26 protein-coding genes and 2 pseudogenes are annotated in these 18,615 nt (G+C 63.0%); 15 read left to right on the forward strand and 13 right to left on the reverse strand.

Translation table 11 applies throughout. The features are described from left to right. Positions 1–2: 2 nt before the first annotated feature. The 3 genes from DFS21_RS26635 to DFS21_RS18560 are packed head-to-tail and all read left to right on the forward strand — an operon-like array spanning position 3 to position 1,372. On the forward strand, positions 3–734 hold the full coding sequence (locus DFS21_RS26635) for a hypothetical protein (protein ID WP_158539557.1): 732 nt from the start codon (positions 3–5) through the stop codon (positions 732–734). Further along, a complete protein-coding gene (locus tag DFS21_RS26640) occupies positions 727–999 on the forward strand; it encodes a hypothetical protein (protein WP_158539558.1) in 273 nt (90 codons plus the stop codon). Before DFS21_RS26635 ends, DFS21_RS26640 begins: the two co-directional genes overlap by 8 nt. Continuing rightward, positions 983–1,372, forward strand: a complete 390-nt coding sequence (locus tag DFS21_RS18560; protein WP_146603155.1) for a hypothetical protein — start codon at positions 983–985, stop codon at positions 1,370–1,372. The genes DFS21_RS26640 and DFS21_RS18560 overlap by 17 nt, the downstream gene beginning before the upstream one ends. 131 nt (positions 1,373–1,503) lie before the next feature. Here DFS21_RS18560 and DFS21_RS27340 read toward each other — a convergent pair. Further along, a pseudogene (locus DFS21_RS27340) lies at positions 1,504–1,705 on the reverse strand (integrase); the annotation flags it as partial. Positions 1,706–2,089: 384 nt separating this feature from the next. On the opposite strand from DFS21_RS27340, the gene DFS21_RS18570 reads away from it, so the two are divergent. After that, entirely contained in the window at positions 2,090–2,422 is a 333-nt protein-coding gene (locus tag DFS21_RS18570) for a 3-methyladenine DNA glycosylase (protein ID WP_111532805.1), read from the forward strand. Positions 2,423–2,510: 88 nt separating this feature from the next. Here the strand turns inward: DFS21_RS18570 and DFS21_RS18575 are convergent, their stop codons facing one another. Then, the gene (locus DFS21_RS18575) at positions 2,511–2,786 is read right to left on the reverse strand and encodes a hypothetical protein (protein WP_111532806.1); all 276 of its coding nucleotides are present in this window, start codon (positions 2,784–2,786) and stop codon (positions 2,511–2,513) included. Positions 2,787–3,201: 415 nt separating this feature from the next. Then, a complete protein-coding gene (locus tag DFS21_RS18580; protein WP_111532883.1) occupies positions 3,202–3,408 on the reverse strand; it encodes a DUF6434 domain-containing protein in 207 nt (68 codons plus the stop codon). An 838-nt stretch (positions 3,409–4,246) separates the two neighbouring features. Between DFS21_RS18580 and DFS21_RS18590 the strand changes: the two genes are divergently transcribed. From DFS21_RS18590 to fos, 5 genes are all read left to right on the forward strand, one after another. Then, positions 4,247–4,435: a hypothetical protein gene (locus DFS21_RS18590; RefSeq protein WP_111532807.1), complete on the forward strand. Its 189-nt coding sequence runs from the start codon at positions 4,247–4,249 to the stop codon at positions 4,433–4,435. A gap of 216 nt (positions 4,436–4,651) precedes the next feature. Then, positions 4,652–4,867: a hypothetical protein gene (locus DFS21_RS18595; RefSeq protein WP_111532808.1), complete on the forward strand. Its 216-nt coding sequence runs from the start codon at positions 4,652–4,654 to the stop codon at positions 4,865–4,867. Positions 4,868–5,009: 142 nt separating this feature from the next. Continuing rightward, a complete protein-coding gene (locus tag DFS21_RS18600; protein ID WP_110701273.1) occupies positions 5,010–5,558 on the forward strand; it encodes a GNAT family N-acetyltransferase in 549 nt (182 codons plus the stop codon). Positions 5,559–5,680: 122 nt separating this feature from the next. Beyond that, complete coding sequence (locus DFS21_RS18605; protein ID WP_250888436.1) at positions 5,681–6,028, forward strand: hypothetical protein; 348 nt, start codon at positions 5,681–5,683, stop codon at positions 6,026–6,028. A gap of 76 nt (positions 6,029–6,104) precedes the next feature. Then, positions 6,105–6,515, forward strand: coding sequence for a fosfomycin resistance glutathione transferase (gene fos, locus DFS21_RS18610; protein ID WP_111532809.1), 411 nt, complete (start codon positions 6,105–6,107; stop codon positions 6,513–6,515). Here the strand turns inward: fos and DFS21_RS18615 are convergent. Beyond that, entirely contained in the window at positions 6,506–7,015 is a 510-nt protein-coding gene (locus DFS21_RS18615) for a GNAT family N-acetyltransferase (protein ID WP_111532810.1), read from the reverse strand. The two genes, fos and DFS21_RS18615, sit on opposite strands and share 10 nt — an antisense overlap. A gap of 150 nt (positions 7,016–7,165) precedes the next feature. Here DFS21_RS18615 and DFS21_RS18620 point away from each other — a divergent pair, with 150 nt between their 5' ends. Continuing rightward, a complete protein-coding gene (locus DFS21_RS18620; RefSeq protein ID WP_110701461.1) occupies positions 7,166–7,666 on the forward strand; it encodes a methylated-DNA--[protein]-cysteine S-methyltransferase in 501 nt (166 codons plus the stop codon). Positions 7,667–7,669: 3 nt separating this feature from the next. Here the strand turns inward: DFS21_RS18620 and DFS21_RS18625 are convergent, their stop codons facing one another. After that, on the reverse strand, positions 7,670–7,912 hold the full coding sequence (locus DFS21_RS18625; protein ID WP_038706186.1) for a hypothetical protein: 243 nt from the start codon (positions 7,910–7,912) through the stop codon (positions 7,670–7,672). Next, complete coding sequence (locus DFS21_RS18630) at positions 7,909–8,649, reverse strand: carbon-nitrogen hydrolase family protein (protein ID WP_111532811.1); 741 nt, start codon at positions 8,647–8,649, stop codon at positions 7,909–7,911. Before DFS21_RS18630 ends, DFS21_RS18625 begins: the two co-directional genes overlap by 4 nt. Positions 8,650–8,731: 82 nt before the next feature. Here DFS21_RS18630 and DFS21_RS18635 point away from each other — a divergent pair, with 82 nt between their 5' ends. Continuing rightward, positions 8,732–9,256, forward strand: coding sequence for a DUF2867 domain-containing protein (locus DFS21_RS18635; RefSeq protein WP_256591424.1), 525 nt, complete (start codon positions 8,732–8,734; stop codon positions 9,254–9,256). 3 nt (positions 9,257–9,259) lie between these two features. Here the strand turns inward: DFS21_RS18635 and DFS21_RS18640 are convergent, their stop codons facing one another. Next, positions 9,260–9,769, reverse strand: coding sequence for a DUF3016 domain-containing protein (locus DFS21_RS18640; protein ID WP_110701262.1), 510 nt, complete (start codon positions 9,767–9,769; stop codon positions 9,260–9,262). Positions 9,770–9,843: 74 nt separating this feature from the next. Between DFS21_RS18640 and DFS21_RS18645 the strand changes: the two genes are divergently transcribed. Next, positions 9,844–10,539 (forward strand): metallophosphoesterase, encoded by a 696-nt coding sequence (locus tag DFS21_RS18645; protein ID WP_111532813.1) that lies wholly within the window; start codon positions 9,844–9,846, stop codon positions 10,537–10,539. On the opposite strand, the gene DFS21_RS18650 is transcribed toward DFS21_RS18645, so the two are convergent. Both DFS21_RS18650 and DFS21_RS18655 read right to left on the reverse strand, forming a co-directional pair. Then, positions 10,517–11,137 (reverse strand): LysE family translocator, encoded by a 621-nt coding sequence (locus DFS21_RS18650; protein WP_111532814.1) that lies wholly within the window; start codon positions 11,135–11,137, stop codon positions 10,517–10,519. The two genes, DFS21_RS18645 and DFS21_RS18650, sit on opposite strands and share 23 nt — an antisense overlap. Positions 11,138–11,230: 93 nt before the next feature. Continuing rightward, positions 11,231–12,049 carry an AraC family transcriptional regulator gene (locus tag DFS21_RS18655; RefSeq protein ID WP_111532815.1) on the reverse strand — a complete coding sequence of 273 codons (819 nt, stop codon included), beginning with the start codon at positions 12,047–12,049 and terminating at the stop codon, positions 11,231–11,233. 135 nt (positions 12,050–12,184) lie between these two features. On the opposite strand from DFS21_RS18655, the gene DFS21_RS18660 reads away from it, so the two are divergent. The 3 genes and pseudogenes from DFS21_RS18660 to DFS21_RS27350 all read left to right on the forward strand — a co-directional run bounded on the left by DFS21_RS18660 (position 12,185) and on the right by DFS21_RS27350 (position 14,066). Continuing rightward, entirely contained in the window at positions 12,185–12,808 is a 624-nt protein-coding gene (locus DFS21_RS18660; protein ID WP_111532816.1) for a LysE family translocator, read from the forward strand. A gap of 523 nt (positions 12,809–13,331) precedes the next feature. Continuing rightward, positions 13,332–13,571: pseudogene (locus DFS21_RS27345) on the forward strand (methyl-accepting chemotaxis protein); the annotation flags it as partial. Positions 13,572–13,625: 54 nt separating this feature from the next. Next, entirely contained in the window at positions 13,626–14,066 is a 441-nt protein-coding gene (locus DFS21_RS27350; RefSeq protein WP_256591442.1) for a CZB domain-containing protein, read from the forward strand. On the opposite strand, the gene DFS21_RS18670 is transcribed toward DFS21_RS27350, so the two are convergent. The 4 genes from DFS21_RS18670 to DFS21_RS18685 all read right to left on the reverse strand — a co-directional run bounded on the left by DFS21_RS18670 (position 14,054) and on the right by DFS21_RS18685 (position 18,594). After that, entirely contained in the window at positions 14,054–14,329 is a 276-nt protein-coding gene (locus DFS21_RS18670) for a peptidylprolyl isomerase (RefSeq protein WP_013972552.1), read from the reverse strand. The genes DFS21_RS27350 and DFS21_RS18670 overlap by 13 nt on opposite strands. Before the next feature lie 52 nt (positions 14,330–14,381). Next, positions 14,382–16,331: an acetoacetate--CoA ligase gene (locus DFS21_RS18675; protein ID WP_111532818.1), complete on the reverse strand. Its 1,950-nt coding sequence runs from the start codon at positions 16,329–16,331 to the stop codon at positions 14,382–14,384. Positions 16,332–16,420: 89 nt separating this feature from the next. Then, the gene (gene hbdH, locus DFS21_RS18680; RefSeq protein WP_111532819.1) at positions 16,421–17,191 is read right to left on the reverse strand and encodes a 3-hydroxybutyrate dehydrogenase; all 771 of its coding nucleotides are present in this window, start codon (positions 17,189–17,191) and stop codon (positions 16,421–16,423) included. Positions 17,192–17,202: 11 nt separating this feature from the next. Beyond that, positions 17,203–18,594, reverse strand: coding sequence for a GntP family permease (locus DFS21_RS18685; RefSeq protein WP_111532820.1), 1,392 nt, complete (start codon positions 18,592–18,594; stop codon positions 17,203–17,205). Positions 18,595–18,615 lie beyond the last annotated feature (21 nt).

An 18,615-nucleotide genomic window follows, 5' to 3' on the forward strand; every position in this document is an offset into this window, starting at 1 on the left:
GCTTGGCGCTCGGCAGCACTCTGGTGCTACATTTCTGGATTACCTATCAGGACGCGATGGAAATGCAACCGCAGCCGCAATCGGTTTTAGCCGAAATCTTCGAGGAGCGCCAACGGATTAAGAACAGCCTCTCCGAGAGCTACATCCTGGATGAGCTCGCGAGTGAGCGCCTTAAGAGGCGAGTGTCAAATGAGCTGCGGGATCGCAGCATCAATGACACGCATCGGGCGGCTCTACATCACGAGCTCGCCGCGATCCTCGGTACACAAGGACGTGTTGACGAGGCCTGCGATCACCTTGGGGAGGCCGAGAAATGGGGGTTCGAGCCTATTGCGGTGGCTTTCACCATGGCGTTCATCTACCTGTCTAATGGTCGCGTGCTCGATGCGCGTTCATTGATTGAGAGAGTTTATAAGGATGTACCGGAGAATATCCTTGGGCTTGTCAGGGCTCATCAGGCGCAAGCAGGGATCGTAGGAGTGTTTATGGACATGGCCGAGACTAAACCCCAGTACTTCGTTGACTCCGCAGAGGTGGCGCGCATTCTTGCGAGCCGAGGCATAGCTGACATTGAGCTGACTAAGCGGCTCGATACCGCATGCCGTGTCATTCGTAGCAGTATTAGGCTCTGTACGAAAAGCCTTGATACTTGTTCATGCTGCGTTGAAAACAGCCTCGGAATGCTCATGTACTCCAGTACACTGCGCTTCCTCGGCTGTTTTCGCCTTGCCTGACCTGCGTCTCAAGACTTTTCGTACAGAGCCTAGTCATCCCATCCTTGGCTACAAAGTCTTCGCGCAAGAGGGGGAGGGCATACTCTATCGATATCTGGTTAAAGCACCAATAGAAGAGCTGGCTGAGCTCAACGATAGGGTTCTCGATGCGCTGATGGCGAGCCATGACGGCCCTCTTGATCAAGAGCTTTCGATCTGCGTCACACCATGGGCACCAGAGGATGTAGGTGATGTGCAGGAGGCCTATCGTGTCAGTATCCGCTGATGAGTTTTTGATACAGGGGCGTCGCCTTCTGAATGGGGCGGATGAAATTGACTTTAGATCAGCTGTGAGCCGTGGCTATTACTCCATCTATCACGTTGCACAGGAGGCTGCTGACCGGCTGGGGCTTCCGAATAGCGGGAGGAGGGACGTCGGAGCCCACGAGCAGCTCATATCCAGATTCGAGACCAAAGGGCCTGGCCTGAAAAAGTTGGCCAGACGCCTCCGCAACCAAAAACGTATTCGATGTGTCGCTGACTATCAACTCGACGAAGTTGTCACGAAGGATGAAGCTAGGCTTTTCGTTGCTGAGATCGAGAAGCTTGCGAAAGAAATTGATTCAATCGGACGAAGCCGCCAAGAGCAGGTCGAATAACCGTTATAGGGCTAAGGCTGTATACACATAGACCCCATTCTATAAGTTATAGAATGGGGTCTATGTGTATGTGGAGGGGAGAAAAGCCGGCGCTTGGCCGGGCTATAAGCGCGATGCTAGTCCGATGATCCATGGCCGAGCTGGTTCGCGATGAACGCTTCGGTTCATCCCAGCCATCAGGCACAGGGTTGCGTAGGTGTGGCGGGTGTCGTACTGCCGGCGTTCACGGATGTCCAGCGCCATGAGCGCTGATTTGAATTGGCCGATTGTAACACTTGGTTCGTTGATCCACAGCCCACCTTTGCTCGGCTGGAAAACAAATGGGCTTGGCAAAACAGGTGAGCGATGATGGCGGGTAGCAGGAAGCCGGCTACACGCGAGCTTTGGACATCTGCAGGCTGGCTTCCGACGGGTTCGTAGAGACTGAGTGGCTGATGCCGCTGCGCTGCGACTTTGGGCAACAGAAAGCCCAGGCGTTCGATCCAGGCGTTGGCTACGTCTTCATCATCGTTGGCTTGAAAGGCATGGGAAATACTGGTTGCATATACAGTGTCTTATTGAGACAATCACGTCACTCCTGGAGGGTTCAAGATGCGTATCAATCTCGCGCATGCCTGGCCTGCCCACGTGAAGGCCTTTGAGTCTCGAGTAATCGCCTGTGAGCGACATGGAAGCGCAATTCTCCGCGATTAACTATCCGACTCAATAGGTGACAAAATGACTGTACGAGTACTCGGCAAGCACTTCAAAAATCTTCTCTTCAGCGGTATGGCGGCCAGCGTTGGTACGCTGTTCAAGCCAGAAGAAAATGTTAACGGGATTCTGCTATACGACCTGCGCACCTGGGCCAATAACATCGTAAGTGTTGGCGTACAAGCTCCGACGACGACCTCGTCCAGGGATTTGCCTATCATTTCTCAGGGTGAGCCTGGCTTTCAGCCCATCCTCATTCCTGCCGGACTTGGCGTCTACATGCAACTCACCCAGACCTACAACATTCCGGCTCTTGTTCGCTGGGATTTTCTAAACCCTGATGGAACTGTTGCGTAAGCTCTGCTGGAGCCTGGAATCGTTCATGCAGAATGACTCGCACTGTGCGGCATGCCAGTCATTCTGCAGTTGACAACGGCTGTTGGTGTTACATGTTATTTACTGCGTACAGCGGATTAAGCGTTTGGCCGTGGTCTTTCACAATGTTGTCTTCAACGACTATCTTGCTGGTTTGGGAGATGTAGTAGGTTTTTACCTGGGACTTCATTTTTACCGCCATCAAGTACCCTCTTGCGTCGCTGCGGTCCCAGCTATCAGATTCCCCTTGAGCTATTGAATAGTAGCTGTCATTGCCGTCGTTACGCCATGCACTCACTGCAATGTCAATTGATGTGCTTGCGCCATTGGTGATCGTGAGCTTCATAGTTTAAGTCCCTTTGGTTTTTAGATTCCATGAGTCGGCTCCCTATTAGGAATGTGCAGACTTGCCACTGCTACTTGTGATTAGTAGTTAGGTTAGCTCATGGGCCTGGAAGATAACTCATGTCGCTTTCCAACTTGGGTTGTTGTGCTACGCAGTTAAGACCATGAAATAATTAAAGCAAGTAGTTCAATGGCTTTTTCCAACCCCGGAATTTTATCGATTTGCTCGCACGGGCTGATGCTCAAGCGTGAAGAAGGCTTTCACATTGGCGTGTGCATCTGCGAATTTACAGAGGAGTGCAGGGGGCGGCACGCGGGGATGACAAGGGCTATCAAAGCCAAACTGAAACCGCAAGGCGGGCTTTTCGTCTGAAAGGCATCCATGCAGATCACCGGGCAACACCGCTGCCGGGCGGTCATCTACGCGTACGCATCCATTCATCCGCGACATCACCCATGGTGCAGGGTGCGCCGCTCTTGATCCAGGCCATGAAGGTCCGATCGAACTTGAACGCCGCGCCGCATTCACCGAGCAGGAACTGCCGGACCTTCTGCGTATTGCGGTAGTTCTTGTCGAGCAGGGTTGTGCGGGTGATAGGTCCAGCGTGCCAGTCGAAGCTCATTTCCACTACCTTGGATGGCCAGGTTCGCTTGAGCCTAGCATCACTTGTTGTTGTCTGGCGTCTCTGCGGCGGCCATGCCGCTTTCGCCGCGCGGGGGCCATCGTCATGGCTCAACGTCTCCAATTCGCTGGGCGGCAGGTGCACATGCAACTGCCGACGGCGCTGCTGGATGATTTTCTGGATGCGTCTCATCGGGGCACACCTCGATTGGCATCCTTGCGTAGAGCCGGAGTGAGTGATCAGTAAGCGCCTGTTTGCGCGATACACCCACCACGTCTGACCAATGGACATGTTCCTGAAGCGGGCAGGCTGGAACGGGAGTTGCTTGAGTCAAGCAAACCCACCACGCGGGAGTGCAGACATGTTCCAGGATGACTTCTATTTCATGAGTTTCGTCGTGGCCGTCGTGCTGGCCGTGGATGTGGTGGCGGTTTTCGTGTTCCTGCAGGCCAGCGCCTGATCCCACGCCTGGGGATATGTCCCCTGAACCGGGGCCGGGCGCAGGCGTATTGTTTGGTTCGCTGGCGGTGATAAGCTTCGCCGTTTGCCAGACAGGGAGTGTTGTATGGGCTTGCGTGAACGGCATGCAGCGTTGCTGAAGTGGCTGACGCCCCGGCGCAGATGCCAGATAGGTGGAGGCTTGGCTGCCGTCTGGGTGGCAGGTCTTTTGGTGCACCCAGGGCAGTACCTGACCTATATCGTAATCGTTGCCAGCGTCATCCTGACGGGGGCCTGGTCGCCCGCTTCGCAAGGCAAGCGTTGAGAACCTCGCCCAGCGGGTGATCGCGATTTCAAGGAGAACATCATCAAGGCTTTGTCGATTTACTGGAGCGCGCTGATGGATCGCGTAAAGGCCATCAGTGAGCGTTTCACGGCCCGGCAACGCTGCATTGTCGGTGGGGCCTTCCTGGTTGCCTGGGGCGTTGGCATTGTCGTGTTCCCTGGCGTCGATCTCGTCTTGCTGTATATCGCTTCCATGCTCATGTTCTTCAGCGCGGTGACCGTACGGATCAACACACGGCGCTGAGAGACCTTGCGTTGCATGGCAGCGGCTTTGCCGACACCCGGCCAAATCCGCTTTTGCAGATCCCTGCTCATAGCTGAATCAGTTCATATTGCCGGATGAGTTCCTGATTTTGGCTGTCGCACTCATTTGCGTGCTCCGCTTGTCCGCCAGCAGTGCCGACTTGCCTGGCGCTTGTAGACTCACCAGTGTTGTACGCAAATCCTACTCATAAGGAGCATGAGTCATGACACTGCCGGCGCGGGCACCTTCATGGTTCGCCTGGACTATTCCGGTGGCAGCGACAAGAACCTGCAGTACGTCAGCATCGATGACAGCTACTCCACCCAGGAGACCTTCAACATTCGCAGCGTTTCGATGAGCAACCTGCGCGGTTTGTTCGCCGCGGGCAAGAGCTCGGCCAACCTGAGCTTCTATGTGTTCGGCAAAGCTTGATCGCGATTGATTGACCTGTCCGGGCTCCGGTCGATTGAGGGCCGGAGTTCCGCGGTCATGCGCATGTGCTAGATTCCCATGCCTCGCAGGCATCGCAAGGCGATGCCGGTCCTGCCTGGTAGAAGGGAGCTGCGCCTTACCCATGTTCATCGAGACCCCACGTCTTGTCCTGCGCCCTTGGGCCGAGCGGGATATCGAAACCTTTGCCCTCGTCAACGCCGACCCCGAAGTCAGGCGCTATTACTACCCGGCAATACTGACGCCCGATGAAACCCGCTCGATGCTTGCCGAGTGCGATCGGCACCTGCAAACGCACGGTTTCGGCTTTGTCGCGGTCGAGCGCAAGGCGGATGGCGCGTTGGTCGGTGGGCTTGGCCTGTCCTCGACCGGGGACGAGATACCGGGCGGCCCGCATGTCGAAATCGGCTGGATCCTCGGGCGCAGCCACTGGCGGCAAGGGTATGCATTCGAAGCGGCCAGTGCGTGCCTGGCCTACGCGTGGTCGACCCTTGGGTTGCGCCAAGTCATCGGCTACACCTCCAGCATCAACACACCGTCCAGGGCATTGATGCAGAGGCTGGGGATGCGTTCGGATCCGCAGGAGGACTTCCTAGACGTGACGGTGCCTGAAGGCAATCCGTTGCGCCCGCACGTGCTCTACCGGATCGACAGGCCCACCCAGGCGATATAGCGAACCGGCATACCGCGCCCGCCACCCTGGGGCTAGGCTTGTAGATCGTAAGCAGACTATTAAAAAGGGTGGTAGCTGTGTGACTCTGTCCAGGGCATCCTGCTGGGGTGGTTGGAGTCTGTATGAATCGCTTGATGATGGCATTGGCCGCCAGCCTGCTGCTGGCCGGTTGCGCGCATGATCCCGATATCCGGGCCGGGCGCGACAACACATTCGGCGTGACCGCGAAAGCGCCGCCGGATTACCTGAACTGCGTCAAGGCCGAGCTTCCCGCAAACGCGACGACCTTTATCGTGCAGAACCAGGACGTCGTCGAGCTGTTTGTCGCCAGCCTTGATCCGAACAAGGCCGACGGTCTGGTTAAGGTCCAGGGCTCCCCAGGGCGGCAACAATACTCCGCCTATCAACGCGATGCCTGGTATGACAAGGGGCGCCTGCTCGATGCCGCGCTGATGTGTTCGAGGGTATGATCGCCGCTTCGCGGGACGCTGCCGTTGGCCTCGCCCCGCGAAACGATCTTGTCCTACTTCACCTCGGACGATTCTCATGTTGAACGGATTCAACCATCTCACCCTGGCCGTCTCCAACCTCGCCGACAGCATCGTGTTCTACCAGCAGGTATTGGGTTTCAGACTCAGTGCACGGTGGGAGCGGGGTGCCTACCTGAGCCTGGGCGAGCTGTGGCTGTGCCTGTCGGTCGATCAGGTAGAGGCGGGCGACCTGCAGCGCACGTACACGCACTACGCGTTTTCCATTTGCCAGGGCGACTTCGCGGCCTTCGCCCAGCGCTTGCGCGAGCACGACGTGCGCTTGTGGAAGCAGGACAGCAGCGAAGGAGACTCGCTGTACTTCCTCGACCCGGATGGCCACCAGCTCGAAGCCCATGTCGGCGATCTGCAATCGCGGCTGGCGGCCTGCCGGGCAAAACCTTATGCGGGCATGGTTTTCTACGACTGACGCAACCGCGCCATGCACAGCGCGTCGACAAACATCCCATCGCGCACACCGTAGTCGCGCAACCGGCCTTCGACCTCGAAGCCGAACTTGCGGTACAGCGCCAGTGCCGGTTCGTTGTCGGCGTAGACGGTGAGCTGGACCCGGCGCAGGTTCATCCAGTTATCGGCAATGTCGAGGATGGCCGTCATCAGCCGTGAGCCGACGCCCTTGCCTTGCCAGGCCTGGGCAACGCCCATCAGCAGTTCGCCCAGGTGCGCCTGGCGGATGCGCGTGCTCTGGTCGAGGCCGATATTGCCGATCACCTGGCCTTGGTGCACCGCCACCAGGCGGGTTTGTCGGTCATGGTAGGCGGCCAGGCGCTCGCGCCACACTTCGACGCCCTGGTAGGGCATCTGCAGCACCTGGCGGCACACCGCAGGTTCGTTGTAGAGCGCGGTGATACCGTGCAGGTGCTGCTCGGCAAAGCGTTCGATGATGATGTCGGGCGAGGCGTCGTTCACTGTGTTTCCGTCCTTTGAAAAACGAGTGGCGCCTCAGTGTACGAGGTAGCGCTTCGGGCTGGCCAGTGGCGATGGCTGGGCAAGAAAGCGGATGCGTGGCCGCGCCGCGATGGTTACAGTGCAGCGATCGTCATCCTGCCGGAGCCTGCCATGTCTTGTGCCTTCACCCTCATGCAATCGCCTGTCGGCACCCTGACCCTGGTGGCGCGGGGCGAGCGGCTGGCCGCCGTGCTGTGGGAGCACGAGCGGGAGAACCGGGTGCGCCTGGGCGAGCTGCACCGCGACGACCAGCACGGCGTGCTGCGCGAGACCGCCCGCCAGCTGGGCGAGTACTTCGCCGGGCAACGCCAGCGCTTCGAGCTGGACCTGGACTTTGCCGGGACCGCGTTCCAGCGTGAGGTGTGGGCGGCGCTGTTGAGCATTCCCTTTGGTGAGACCCGCAGCTATGGCGAGATCGCCCGGCAAATCGGCAAGCCCGATGCGGTTCGGGCGGTGGGCGCGGCCAACGGCCGCAACCCAATCTCGATCATCGCGCCCTGCCACCGGGTGATCGGAGCCTCGGGCAGCCTCACCGGTTTCGCCGGTGGCCTGCCGGCCAAGCAGTACCTGCTCGCGTTGGAGGGACGCCAGAGCCTGGCGCTGGATTTCTAGGCGTCAGCTGAGCCAGGCACAAAACACCGTCAACACCAGGGCCAGCACTGTGCCGGCAAACAGGCTGTAGTGGCGGTGGGCACGGCGGGCGTGGGCCTCGACTTCGCGCAGGTACTGCCCCGCAGGCGGGGCGTCCGGGCGATGGCGCAGGCCTTCGGCGATATCGGCCAGGCGTCCGCGAATCAGGGTGCCCACCAGGTACCAGACACTGGCATAGCTGGCCAGGATCACTAGCGCATACTTCATGCGCACAGCTCCAGCGGCCATGCCTGGGCAGTGCCTGTCGCCGTATCGAGCAGTAGAAGGCCTGGTGCTGCATCACCGAGGCAGGCCAGCAGGTTGCCTTCGGCATCCCAGGCTGCGGACTGCCCGGCCCCCACGTACTGGTCTGCGGGGCCGACGCAGTTGCTCATGATCACCGGCATGCGCAGCCGCCGGGCAACCTGCGGGTAGTGCGCAGCCCCTGCGCGGATGCCTTCCTCGGTCTTGACCACGCTGACCAGGTAAAGGTCGGCGCCCTGCGCCTGGGCGTGCGCGGCGTGCTCGAGGAACATCGATTCATAGCAGATGGCCGGCGCCACCTGGTGGCTGCCGGCGGCGAACACCAGCGAGGTGCTGCCGGGCACGAAGTAGTCCAGTTCGTCGTCATGCAGGCGCTGCTTGGCATACACCAGCGGCGCCAGCTTCGGGCGCAGTACCAGCATGCCGATGCGCACGCCGGCCATGGTCGGCATCGGCAGGCCGACCGCCGCCGTCACGCCGAAGCGGTCGCACGCGGCTTGCAGCGGTGCCAGTTGCGGCGAGTCGGCGGGCATGGCCAGTTGCCGGGCCAGCGTTGGTTCGTAGCCGGTCAAGGACAGTTCGGGAAACACCAGCAGTTCGGCGCCCAGGGCCACGGCCTGTTCGATGGCGCGCAGATGGAGCGCGATGTTGGCGGCCACATCGCCTTTGCTCAAAGCCAGCTGTACTGCGCAGATCTTCATGAAGCATCCGTCCTTGGCATGTCGTCGGCTGTCGAGGATACAATCGACGGCCGTTCCCTCCCAGTACCGATGTGTCGATTTCATGGACGAAAACGCAATGACCCACGCCGCCGCCATACCCGCCGACTCGCTGATCGCCACGCATGCCGCGCAGGCGGGTTTTCGCCATTGTCGGGCAATTGAAATTGCGGACGACGGGCGGCCGGCCATGGCGCACTTCCTGCGCCTGATGACAAGCATGCCCGGCTGGATCGACTCACTGATGGTGCTGCGCAACCGCCTGGTCGCGCTGCTCGGCCTCAAGGACCTGGGGCGCCTGACCGCCATCGACCCCACCCGCGCCCCAGGCAGCTACCAGCCCGGAGAGCGGGTGGGGATTTTCACCCTGGTGGCCAACACCGAGGATGAGGTGCTGCTGGTCGACCGCGACCAGCACCTGGACGTGCACATCGCCCTGATGCGACGCCCGACGGCAGCGGGCCGTTGCGAGGTGCTGGTGAGCACCGTGGTGCGCACGCACAATCGGCTGGGCCGCCTGTACATGCTGCCGGTGGCGCCGTTCCATCGGCTGATCGCGCCCATCGCCCTACGCCGCCTGGCGGTGTGACACTCAAGAGGGCGGCTGGGCGAAGCGCTGGCGGAACCAGTCGCCAAGCATGGCCTTCTCCGCATACAGCCGGTCGTTGTTGCCCAGCCGGCCGGGGCGGCTGAGGTACATCTTGTCGCTCAGGTGCTCCTGGGCCTTTAGCGCGGGCTGGCCGGGCTGTTGCAGGGTGTAGTCGAGGTCGATGCTGGGCCAGGTGACTTCGCGCATGAAGCGCACATCGTAGGGCTGGTTGTGCCAGGGCTCGAACTGGCCGGCCAGGTCGATGTCGCGGATGTCGATGACCAGTTGCTGGCCAGGCCGCAGGTAGCGCTGGCCGAGTTTCTGCAGGTGCTGGGTGAGGGCTTTCATCACCTGCGGGTCGGCGCCGCGGGTGTAGGCCCGGTTGTCGAGGCTGGCATCGCGGAATTTCTCGGGGTGGTCGAAACGCACCTCGACCTGCGCGGTCGAGGCGCCCTGTGCCATGCTGTCTAGTGCCAGCACCATCAGCAGGCAACTGGCCAGGGTGGTTCGCATGTTGCACCTCCGGGTTCGGGCGGTTTAGCCGCCTATTTTACGCCGGTGCCGGGCAGAAGCAGAGGAATGATGCAATGAGTGCGTTCAGGCGGATCGCCGCCAACAGCCGTGGCCGTGACTTGGCCGTGGGCGATATCCATGGGCATTTCGAGCGCCTGCGTGACTGTCTGGAGGCCGTTGGTTTCGATCCGGTGGTCGATCGGCTGTTCAGCGTCGGCGACCTGGTCGACCGCGGGCCGGGCAGCGCACAGGCGCTGCAATGGCTGGCCGAGCCCTGGTTCCATGCGGTGCAGGGCAACCATGAGTCGCTGGCGGTCAACCACCTGCGCGGTGGCCGGGTCGACCTGGACATGTACCGGGCTGCCGGCGGCGGATGGTTCCTCGATTTGCCAAAGGCCGAGCAGGTGCGTTTCGTCGAGGTGTTCGAACGCCTGCCGATCGCCTTGCAGGTCGACACGTCGGGCGGACCGGTCGGCTTGCTGCATGCCGACAGCCCATTCGACGACTGGCCCCAGCTGTGTGCGAGCCTGCTGGCCGGGGATGACCTGCAGGTGCGCGAGGTGTGCCAGTGGTCGCGCCGGCGCCTCAAGGAGGGCGACAGCCGCCCGGTCAAGGGCCTGCGCGCCTTGCTGGTCGGCCATACACCGGTGCTGGAGATCAAGGTGCTGGGCAACGTCTGGCACCTGGACACCGGCGGCTGGAGCCGCGGTCACTTCAGCCTGCTCGAACTGGACGGCCTTGAGCCGCTCAGCGCCAGGCCAGGTGCGTGAGAACAGCGCCGGCCAGCAGGATCAACATCAAGCCCGAGGCACGCTCGAGCCAGGGCAGTGCGCGGGCGAAGCGGCGCAGCACCCGCGGGTTGCCGATGGCCACGGCAACCGCCAGGTCCCAGGCCAGGACGATGCCGAACATCCAGATGCCATAGCCCAGCTTGGCCCAGGTACCGCTGCTGGCGATCATGCTCGCCAGGCTTGCATAGAACAGTGCGTTCTTCGGGTTGAGGATGCCCGAGGCGAAGCCCATGCCCAAACTGTTCAGCCAGCCACGGGCAGACGATGCCGCGCCAGGTTCGCCGTGCGTCAGGGTGGCTTGCCCGGCATGGCGCAGGAACAGTTGGCCGAGGTAGAGCAGGTAGCCACAGCCCGCCAGCTGCAGGGTGACGAACAGGGGGCTGCCATCGCGCAAAAAGGATACCCCGGTAAACGCCGCGCTGATGAACACGCCGTTGGCCAGGGCGATCCCGGCACAGGCGCCACTGGCGAGCCGCCAGCCGGCGTTGGCCGAGGTGCGGGCGACCAGGAAAAAGTCCGGGCCGGGGGAGAGCAGGGCGAGGAAGTGGGCGGTGGCGACGAGCATGAACAATTGCATGGGGGCGGGCTTCCTGGTGGAGGTAGCCGCAGTCTGTTGCTCGTGATGGGTGGAGTATTGAAGATTATTGCAGGGGGCCGCTGTGCGGTAATGTCAGTGCTTCAGTGCCGCCCGGTAGGCCCCGGGTGTCACCCCGACATGCGCCTTGAACACCCGCTGGAAGTGGCTCTGATCGGCAAAGCCCAGGTTATAGGCCACCTCTGCCAGCGCCTGCCCCTGGCGCAACAGACTCCGGGCCTTGTTCACCCGCGCGTTGAGCAGGCAGGCGTGAGGGGTCATGCCGGTAGCGACGCTGAACGCCCGTATTAATTGGTAGCGCCCCATGTCGGCCTGGCGCGCCAGGCGCTCCAGGCTCAGTTCGGCCAGGTCCTGCTCCTGGGCGTGGTCCAACAGTTCGCGCAGTGTCGACGGTGGCAAGGGTGGCGCCGGCAGCAAGGCTGGGTGCATGGAGAAATCATGTTCGCCGATGAAGGCTACCAACGCCGCCTCTTTCTCGAAGGTTGCCGCCGGTGAGAACAGCAACCTGTTCAGCGCGCAGAACTGCTGGTACAGCGCTTGCGAGCGAGTGACCCGGGCCACGGCACCGGGCTCGCCTGCGGCAACGCCGGATTCGAGGCGTAGCTTACGCAGCCACTCGGCATCCAGGTGCAGCATCTGGTAGCTCCAGGCCTGTCCAAGGTGCGGGTTGCAGGCATGCACCCTGTGCGCCGGCACGAACACCAAGGTACCCGGCGTCAAACGCTCCTCACCGCTGGCAGCGCCAGTGAAGCGGCTGCTGCCAGCATCCACTGCGCCGATGGAAAAGCTGGGGTGGCTGTGGGCCTTGTAGCAGGCGCGGCTATGGCAGGCGCGCCGGCTCTCGACGTACGGCAAGGCCGGGTCGTACCAGATTTCGCTGCTCGGGCGGGGCATGGCGAGGAACCTGAGGATGGGCGGAAGGCGCCAGTCTAGCGCCTGGCCGCTGTTCCGGCCATTTGCCGCGCCACTGTGCTTGACGGGCCTGCCCGTCAAGCGCGACGCTGCGCCGGTCCCTGCCGGAGAACCTTAATGGACCTGTCAAGCCTGCTGCTGTTCATCCCCGCCTGTTTCGCCCTGAACATGGCGCCGGGCCCCAACAACCTGCTGTCACTGCACAATGCCAGCCGCTACGGCCTGCGTACTGCCTGCGTGGCCGGTGCCGGGCGCCTGCTCGCCTTCAGCGGCATGATCGCCCTGGCCGCGATGGGCCTGGCCGCGGTGCTGCACACCAGCGAGTACCTGTTCCTGGCGATCAAGGTGCTGGGTGCGGGGTATCTGTTCTATATCGCCTGGCAGCTGTGGCGGGCACCGGTCGGCGAGGCGGTGGTGGCCGGCGAGCAGCCTCGCGGCACATGGAAGCTGGCGCGCCAGGAGTTCTGGGTGGCGGCGGGCAATCCCAAGGCCATCCTGATCTTCACCGCCTTCCTGCCGCAGTTCGTCACGGTTGGCAGCGCCACCCCGGTCAGCGAGCAGTTCCTGCGCTTGGGCGTGTTGTTCCTGTTGCTGGAGTGGGCGGCCATCGCCATCTATGCCGGGCTTGGCGCGTACCTGCAGCGCTGGTTCGAACGGCCCGGGCCACGGCGCATGTTCAACCGGGTCAGCGCCTCGCTGCTGGGGTGCGCGGGGCTTGGCCTGCTGGCGGCCCGTCGCTGATCCGCTGTTTTCCCTCGCAGCTGAGTATTGCCGCGCTTTGCGCTTGCTGAGACCTTTCCATGTTTCTGCCCGGAGCTTTTTCGCCGGGTGACAAGCGGTGGGTGTATCCCGGGAGCGTGGTGTGAAGTGGTGGAGCAAGGCAGGTCGGCAAGACCCGCAGATCAAGGAGCTGAACGTCGCCCTGGAGCATTCCCGTTCACAGTTGGCGGCGTTGGAGCAGCGCGCCCGCGAGGCGGAATCGAGGGCTGAGGAACTGGCGCGAGAGAACCAGGTGCTCGGGCACCTGGCCGGCAACCTCTCGGCGTTCTCGCATTCCCTGGAAATGACCCAGACCTCGTTCGCCAGCCTCGCCCACAGCATGGAGCAGGAACGGCAGTACGCCATCCGCATCCAGGGTATCGCCAGCAGCAACCAGGCCAGTATCGACGCGATCGCGACCAATCTCGAGCAACTGGCCGATGCCTCCGGCGAAGCGTCGGAGAAGGTCGGCAGGCTCGATCATCAGGCCCAGCAGGTCGGCGGTGTGCTGGAGATCATCCGCGAGGTAGCGGACCAGACCAATTTGCTCGCGCTGAACGCGGCCATCGAGGCGGCGCGGGCGGGAGATGCCGGGCGCGGCTTTGCCGTGGTGGCCGATGAGGTCAGGACCCTGGCCAGGCGCACGGCCGACGCCACCGCCGAGATCGGCACGCTGGTCTCGGCCATTCGTGCCGACAGCGCGCAAAGCCGTGGGCATATCGCCAGCCTGGCCGAGCATTCGTCGTCATACAGCGGTGTTGGCCAGTCCGCGGCCAGTACCATGCGCCAGTTGCTCGACATGTCGACGGTGGCCGAAGGATCGGCATCGGTGTCGGCGCTGCGCAGCTTCTGCGAGCTGGCCAAGCTCGATCACCTGATCTACAAGTTCCGCGTCTACAAGGTGTTGTTCGGGGTCTCGCAGGAGCGCGGCTCGGACTTTACCGACCATACCCACTGCCGCCTGGGCAAGTGGTACCGCGAGGGAGACGGGGCCCTGCACTATGCGCACCTTGCCGGGTACAAGGAGATCGACGCGCCCCATGCCGCCGTGCACCGCTGTGCATTCGACGCCATCGATGCCCATGCCAGCGGCGATACCGCAGCGATGCTCAAGGCGGTGGCCGAGATGGAGAGTGCCAGCCTTGCCGTGCAGGAGGGTTTGGAGCGCGTGGTCGCCAGTGGCGAGCAATCGCCTTCGTTGTTGCAGAGACGGCGCGAGAGCGAGGCTCAGTCGCGATAGAAAGTCTGCACAAGGTGATAGCCGAACTTGCTCTTGATCGGTCCGTGGACCACGCGCAGGGGCTTCTTGAAGATCACCTGGTCGATGGCGCCGACCATCTGGCCCGGACGGATTTCACCCAGGTCACCGCCGCGCTTGCCGGACGGGCAGGTGGAGAACTTCTTCGCCAGCACGTCGAAAGCCTCGCCGTTGGCGATGCGCTGCTTGAGCTTTTCGGCTTCGTCAGCGGTCTTGACCAGGATGTGGCGGGCTTGGGCTTTCATGGGGTTACCTGTGCTTCGGGGTAAAAGGGCGACATTATGCCTGATGTCGCCATCAGCGTAACTCCGGGCGGTCACGGAACTGCTGCAGCGCCTCGGGGTTGGCCAGGGCGTCGGTGTTCTTCACCGGCCGGCCATGCACCACGTCGCGGATCGCCAGCTCCACCAGCTTGCCGCTGAGGGTGCGCGGGATGTCGCTGACCTGGACGATCACCGCCGGCACATGACGCGGCGTGGCGTACTGGCGAATCACCTGGCGGATACGCAGGCTGAGCGCTTCGTCGAGCTGCAGACCGTCGCGCAGGCGCACGAACAGCACCACGCGCACATCGTCATGCCAGTCCTGGCCGATGGCCACGCTTTCCAGTACCTCCCCGACCTTTTCCACCTGGCGGTAGATCTCGGCGGTGCCGATACGCACGCCGCCGGGATTGAGCACGGCGTCGGAGCGGCCATGGATGATCAGCCCGCTGCCAGGCACCTGCTCGGCGTAGTCGCCCTGGCACCAGACCCCTTCGAACTGGCTGAAGTACGCGTCGTGGTAGCGCTGGCCATCAGCGTCGCCCCAGAAACCGAGCGGCATGGAGGGGAAGGGATGCACGCAGACCAGCTCACCTTTCGCGCCGCTGATCGGCTGGCGCTGTCCGTCCCAGACTTCCACCGCCATGCCCAGGGCCTTGCCAGCGATCTCGCCACGGCGCACCGGCAGTAGCGGGTTACCGGCCACGAAGCAGGCGACGATATCGGTGCCACCGGACATCGAGGCCAGGCATACGTCGGCCTTTACCTTGGCGTAGACATAGTCGTAGCTGTGGGGCGACAGCGGCGAGCCGGTGCAAAGGATCAGGCGCAGGCTGCCCAGGCCATGGGATTTCGCAGGCTCCACAGCGGCCTGCTCCAGGGCGGCGAGGTACTTGGGGCTGGTGCCGAAGGCGCGGATGCCTTCGGCGTCGATCAGGTCGAGCAGGCGCTCGGGCCCGGGGTGAAACGGCGAACCGTCATACAGCACCAGGGTGGCGCCGACCGCCAGCCCGCTGGCCAGCCAGTTCCACATCATCCAGCCACAGGTGGTGTAGTAGAACAGCACATCGTCGGCCTTGAGGTCGTTGTGCAGGCCGTGCTCCTTGAGGTGCTGCAACAGCACGCCGCCAGCGCGGTGGACGATGCACTTGGGCACGCCGGTGGTGCCGCTGGAATACAGGATATAGAGCGGGTGATCGAAGGGCAGCGCGGCGAAGGTCGGCGTACCGCCGGGCGTGAAGTAGTCGGCCCACAGGGTCGTCGGCTTGCCGGTGAACTCATCGGCGCGGGTCTGCGGCCGGGTATGCGGCACCACCAGCAATTGCTCGACGCTCGGTAGCTGGGCCACGACCTGGTTGATCTTCTCGACCTGGTCGATGACCTTGCCGGCATATTGATAACCGGCGCAAACCACCAGCAGCCGGGGGGCGATCTGGCCAAAGCGATCGATGATGCCGTGGCTGCCAAAGTCCGGCGAGCAGCTGGACCAGACCGCGCCGAGGCTGGTGGCGGCGAGCATGGCTACCAGGGTTTCCCAGGAGTTGGGCATGACTGCGGCGATACGATCGCCCGGCGCGATCCCGGCCTGGCGAAAAGCCTGTTGCAAGCCGGCGACCTGCGCAGCCAGTTGATTGTGGGTGAGGCTGTGGCGGCTGCCGTCCTCGCGCACGGCCACCATGGCCGGGCGGTCGTCGTGGCGCTGCAGCAGATGTTCGGCGAAATTCAGGGTGGCGCCGCGGAACCAGCGTGCGTCGGCCATGTGTTCGCCTTCCTCGAGGATGCTTGAAGGCGGCGTGTGCCACTGCACATGGAAGTACTCGGCGAGTGTCTGCCAGAACTGCGGGCGCTGCTCGACGCTCCAGCGGTGCAGGGCGGCGTAGTCGTCGAGCTGAAGGTTGAAGCGCCGGTTGACGCGACGACGGAAGGCATCCATCCGGCTGGCTTCGATCTGGGTGGTGGTGGGGCGCCAGAGTACGTCGTTCATGCCGGGAGTCTCGGTCAGGGATGAGCGTCTTATCGCGGTGCGAGCCCGCTCCTGTACAGGAGCGGGTTTGTCTTGTTCCACTCTAGTCTTTACTGGGCGAGCCAGCCGCCATCGACGTTCCAGGCGGCGCCACGGACCTGGCTGCCGGCCTCGCTGCACAGGAACAGTACCAGTTCGCCCAGGTGCCGGGGCGTGACGAAGGCCAGGGAGGGCTGCTTCTCAGCCAGCAGGTCGTGTTGCGCCTGCTGTGCATCGCCATCGCTGGCGGCGCGGTCATCGATCTGTTTCTGCACCAGCGGTGTCAGTACCCACCCCGGGCAGATGGCGTTGCAGGTGACGTTGCTGGTGGCGGTCTCCAGGCCGATCACCTTGGTCAGGCCGACCACGCCATGCTTGGCGGCCACGTAGGCGGCCTTGCCGGTGGAGCCCACCAGGCCGTGCACCGAGGCGATATTGACGATCCGCCCCCAGCCGCGCGCTCGCATGCCTGGCAACACCAGGCGGCTGCCATGGAACACCGCCGAGAGGTTCAGGGCGATGATCTTGTCCCAGGCCTCCACCGGAAACTGCTCGACCGGCGCCACATGCTGGATGCCGGCATTGTTGACGAGGATGTCGACCGTGCCGAACTCGCGCTCGGCCAGGGCGAACATCTGCTCGATTTGCGCCACCTCGGACAAGTCGGCGGGATGATGGGCGACCTTGACCCCGAACCGCCTGATCTCGGCGATGGCCGCGGCCGGGTCGCCGAAACCGTTGAGCAGGATGTTAGCGCCGGCCTCGGCCAGCACCTGGGCTATTCCCAAGCCGATGCCGCTGGTGGAACCGGTGACCAGTGCGGTCTTGCCTTTGAGCGTCATGCCTTTCTCCTTCATACGATGCCGGTGGCGTAGAACGTGGCGATGACCACGAACACGGCCAGGGTCTTGATCAGGGTAATACCGAAAATGTCCTTGTAGGCTTCGCGGTGGGTCAGCCCGGTGACCGCCAGCAAGGTGATCACCGCGCCATTGTGCGGCAGGGTGTCCATGCCGCCGCTGGCCATGGCGGCGACCCGGTGCAGCACCTCCAGCGGGATGTTGGCGGCGTTGGCGGCTGCGATGAAACTGTCGCTCATGGCGGCCAGGGCGATGCTCATGCCGCCGGAGGCGGAGCCGGTGATGCCGGCCAGCAGGGTGACGGTGATGGCCTCGTTGACCAGCGGGTTGGGGATGCCGCGCAGGGCGTCGGCCAGTACCAGGAAGCCAGGCAGCGAGGCGATCACGGCGCCGAAGCCGTATTCCGAGGCCGTGTTCATCGCCGCCAGCAGGGCGCCGCTGACCGCGCTCTTGGTGCCTTCGGCCAGGCGCTGGCGAATGGTGCCGAAGGCGCAGATCAGCACCATCAGGATGCCCACCAGCAATGCTGCCTGCACCGCCCAGATCGCCGTCAGCTTGGCCACGTCGCTCTGCACCGGCGCGGCCATGCCCGGCAGTTGCAGGGTGTGGCTGGTGCCGTACCACTGCGGGATCCAGTGGGTGAACAGCAGGTTCATCACGCCTACCAGAAGCAGCGGCGCCAAGGCCAGCCAGGGATTGGGCAGGGCGATGTCGTCGGCGGTCTCCGGTTCGTTGCGCAGGTTGCTGCCATAGCCTTCCCCCTTGCGCTGGGCCTTGTTGCGCTGGCGTTGCAGGTAGAGCATGCCGGTGCAGAACACGAACAATGTGCCGATCAGGCCCAGCCAGGGCGCGGCCCACGCGGTGGTGTTGAAGAAAGTGCTGGGGATGATGTTCTGGATCTGTGGAGTGCCGGGCAGGGCGTCCATGGTGAAGGAGAACGCGCCCAGGGCGATGGTCGCCGGGATCAGCCGCTTGGGGATGTCGCTCTGGCGGAACATCTCGGCGGCGAACGGGTACACCGCGAACACCACCACGAACAGCGACACGCCGCCGTAGGTGAGCAGGGCGCAGACCAACACGATCACCAGCATTGCCTGGCGGGTGCCGAGCAAGCGGATGGCGGCGGCGACGATCGAGCGCGAGAAGCCCGACAGCTCGATCAGCTTGCCGAACACCGCGCCGAGCAGGAACACCGGGAAGTAGAGCTTGATGAAGCCGACCATTTTCTCCATGAACACCCCGGTGAAGGCCGGGGCCACGGCGGCGGGGTCGGTGAGCAGCACCGCGCCGAGGGCGGCGATGGGGGCGAAGAGGATCACGCTGTAGCCGCGGTAGGCAGCGAGCATCAGCAGGGCCAGGGCGGCCAGGGCGATGAGCACGGTCATCCTAAGGGGATCTCCAACTGT

Source organism: Pseudomonas sp. 2848 (assembly GCF_003253945.1).
GTDB lineage: Bacteria > Pseudomonadota > Gammaproteobacteria > Pseudomonadales > Pseudomonadaceae > Aquipseudomonas.

Coding starts and splice junctions, on each gene's coding strand:
- DFS21_RS18595 (WP_111532808.1), top strand. CDS start 4,652: ATGAGTCATGACACTGCCGGCGCGGGCACCTTCATGGTTCGCCTGGAC.
- DFS21_RS18685 (WP_111532820.1), bottom strand. CDS start 18,594: ATGACCGTGCTCATCGCCCTGGCCGCCCTGGCCCTGCTGATGCTCGCT.
- DFS21_RS18590 (WP_111532807.1), top strand. CDS start 4,247: ATGGATCGCGTAAAGGCCATCAGTGAGCGTTTCACGGCCCGGCAACGC.
- DFS21_RS18575 (WP_111532806.1), bottom strand. CDS start 2,786: ATGAAGCTCACGATCACCAATGGCGCAAGCACATCAATTGACATTGCA.
- DFS21_RS18670 (WP_013972552.1), bottom strand. CDS start 14,329: ATGAAAGCCCAAGCCCGCCACATCCTGGTCAAGACCGCTGACGAAGCC.
- DFS21_RS18620 (WP_110701461.1), top strand. CDS start 7,166: ATGTCTTGTGCCTTCACCCTCATGCAATCGCCTGTCGGCACCCTGACC.
- DFS21_RS18645 (WP_111532813.1), top strand. CDS start 9,844: ATGAGTGCGTTCAGGCGGATCGCCGCCAACAGCCGTGGCCGTGACTTG.
- DFS21_RS18600 (WP_110701273.1), top strand. CDS start 5,010: ATGTTCATCGAGACCCCACGTCTTGTCCTGCGCCCTTGGGCCGAGCGG.
- hbdH (WP_111532819.1), bottom strand. CDS start 17,191: ATGACGCTCAAAGGCAAGACCGCACTGGTCACCGGTTCCACCAGCGGC.
- DFS21_RS18580 (WP_111532883.1), bottom strand. CDS start 3,408: ATGAGCTTCGACTGGCACGCTGGACCTATCACCCGCACAACCCTGCTC.
- DFS21_RS18635 (WP_256591424.1), top strand. CDS start 8,732: ATGGACGAAAACGCAATGACCCACGCCGCCGCCATACCCGCCGACTCG.
- DFS21_RS18570 (WP_111532805.1), top strand. CDS start 2,090: ATGACTGTACGAGTACTCGGCAAGCACTTCAAAAATCTTCTCTTCAGC.
- DFS21_RS18640 (WP_110701262.1), bottom strand. CDS start 9,769: ATGCGAACCACCCTGGCCAGTTGCCTGCTGATGGTGCTGGCACTAGAC.
- DFS21_RS27350 (WP_256591442.1), top strand. CDS start 13,626: ATGTCGACGGTGGCCGAAGGATCGGCATCGGTGTCGGCGCTGCGCAGC.
- DFS21_RS18630 (WP_111532811.1), bottom strand. CDS start 8,649: ATGAAGATCTGCGCAGTACAGCTGGCTTTGAGCAAAGGCGATGTGGCC.
- DFS21_RS18660 (WP_111532816.1), top strand. CDS start 12,185: ATGGACCTGTCAAGCCTGCTGCTGTTCATCCCCGCCTGTTTCGCCCTG.
- DFS21_RS18675 (WP_111532818.1), bottom strand. CDS start 16,331: ATGAACGACGTACTCTGGCGCCCCACCACCACCCAGATCGAAGCCAGC.
- DFS21_RS18655 (WP_111532815.1), bottom strand. CDS start 12,049: ATGCCCCGCCCGAGCAGCGAAATCTGGTACGACCCGGCCTTGCCGTAC.
- DFS21_RS18650 (WP_111532814.1), bottom strand. CDS start 11,137: ATGCAATTGTTCATGCTCGTCGCCACCGCCCACTTCCTCGCCCTGCTC.
- fos (WP_111532809.1), top strand. CDS start 6,105: ATGTTGAACGGATTCAACCATCTCACCCTGGCCGTCTCCAACCTCGCC.
- DFS21_RS18605 (WP_250888436.1), top strand. CDS start 5,681: ATGAATCGCTTGATGATGGCATTGGCCGCCAGCCTGCTGCTGGCCGGT.
- DFS21_RS18625 (WP_038706186.1), bottom strand. CDS start 7,912: ATGAAGTATGCGCTAGTGATCCTGGCCAGCTATGCCAGTGTCTGGTAC.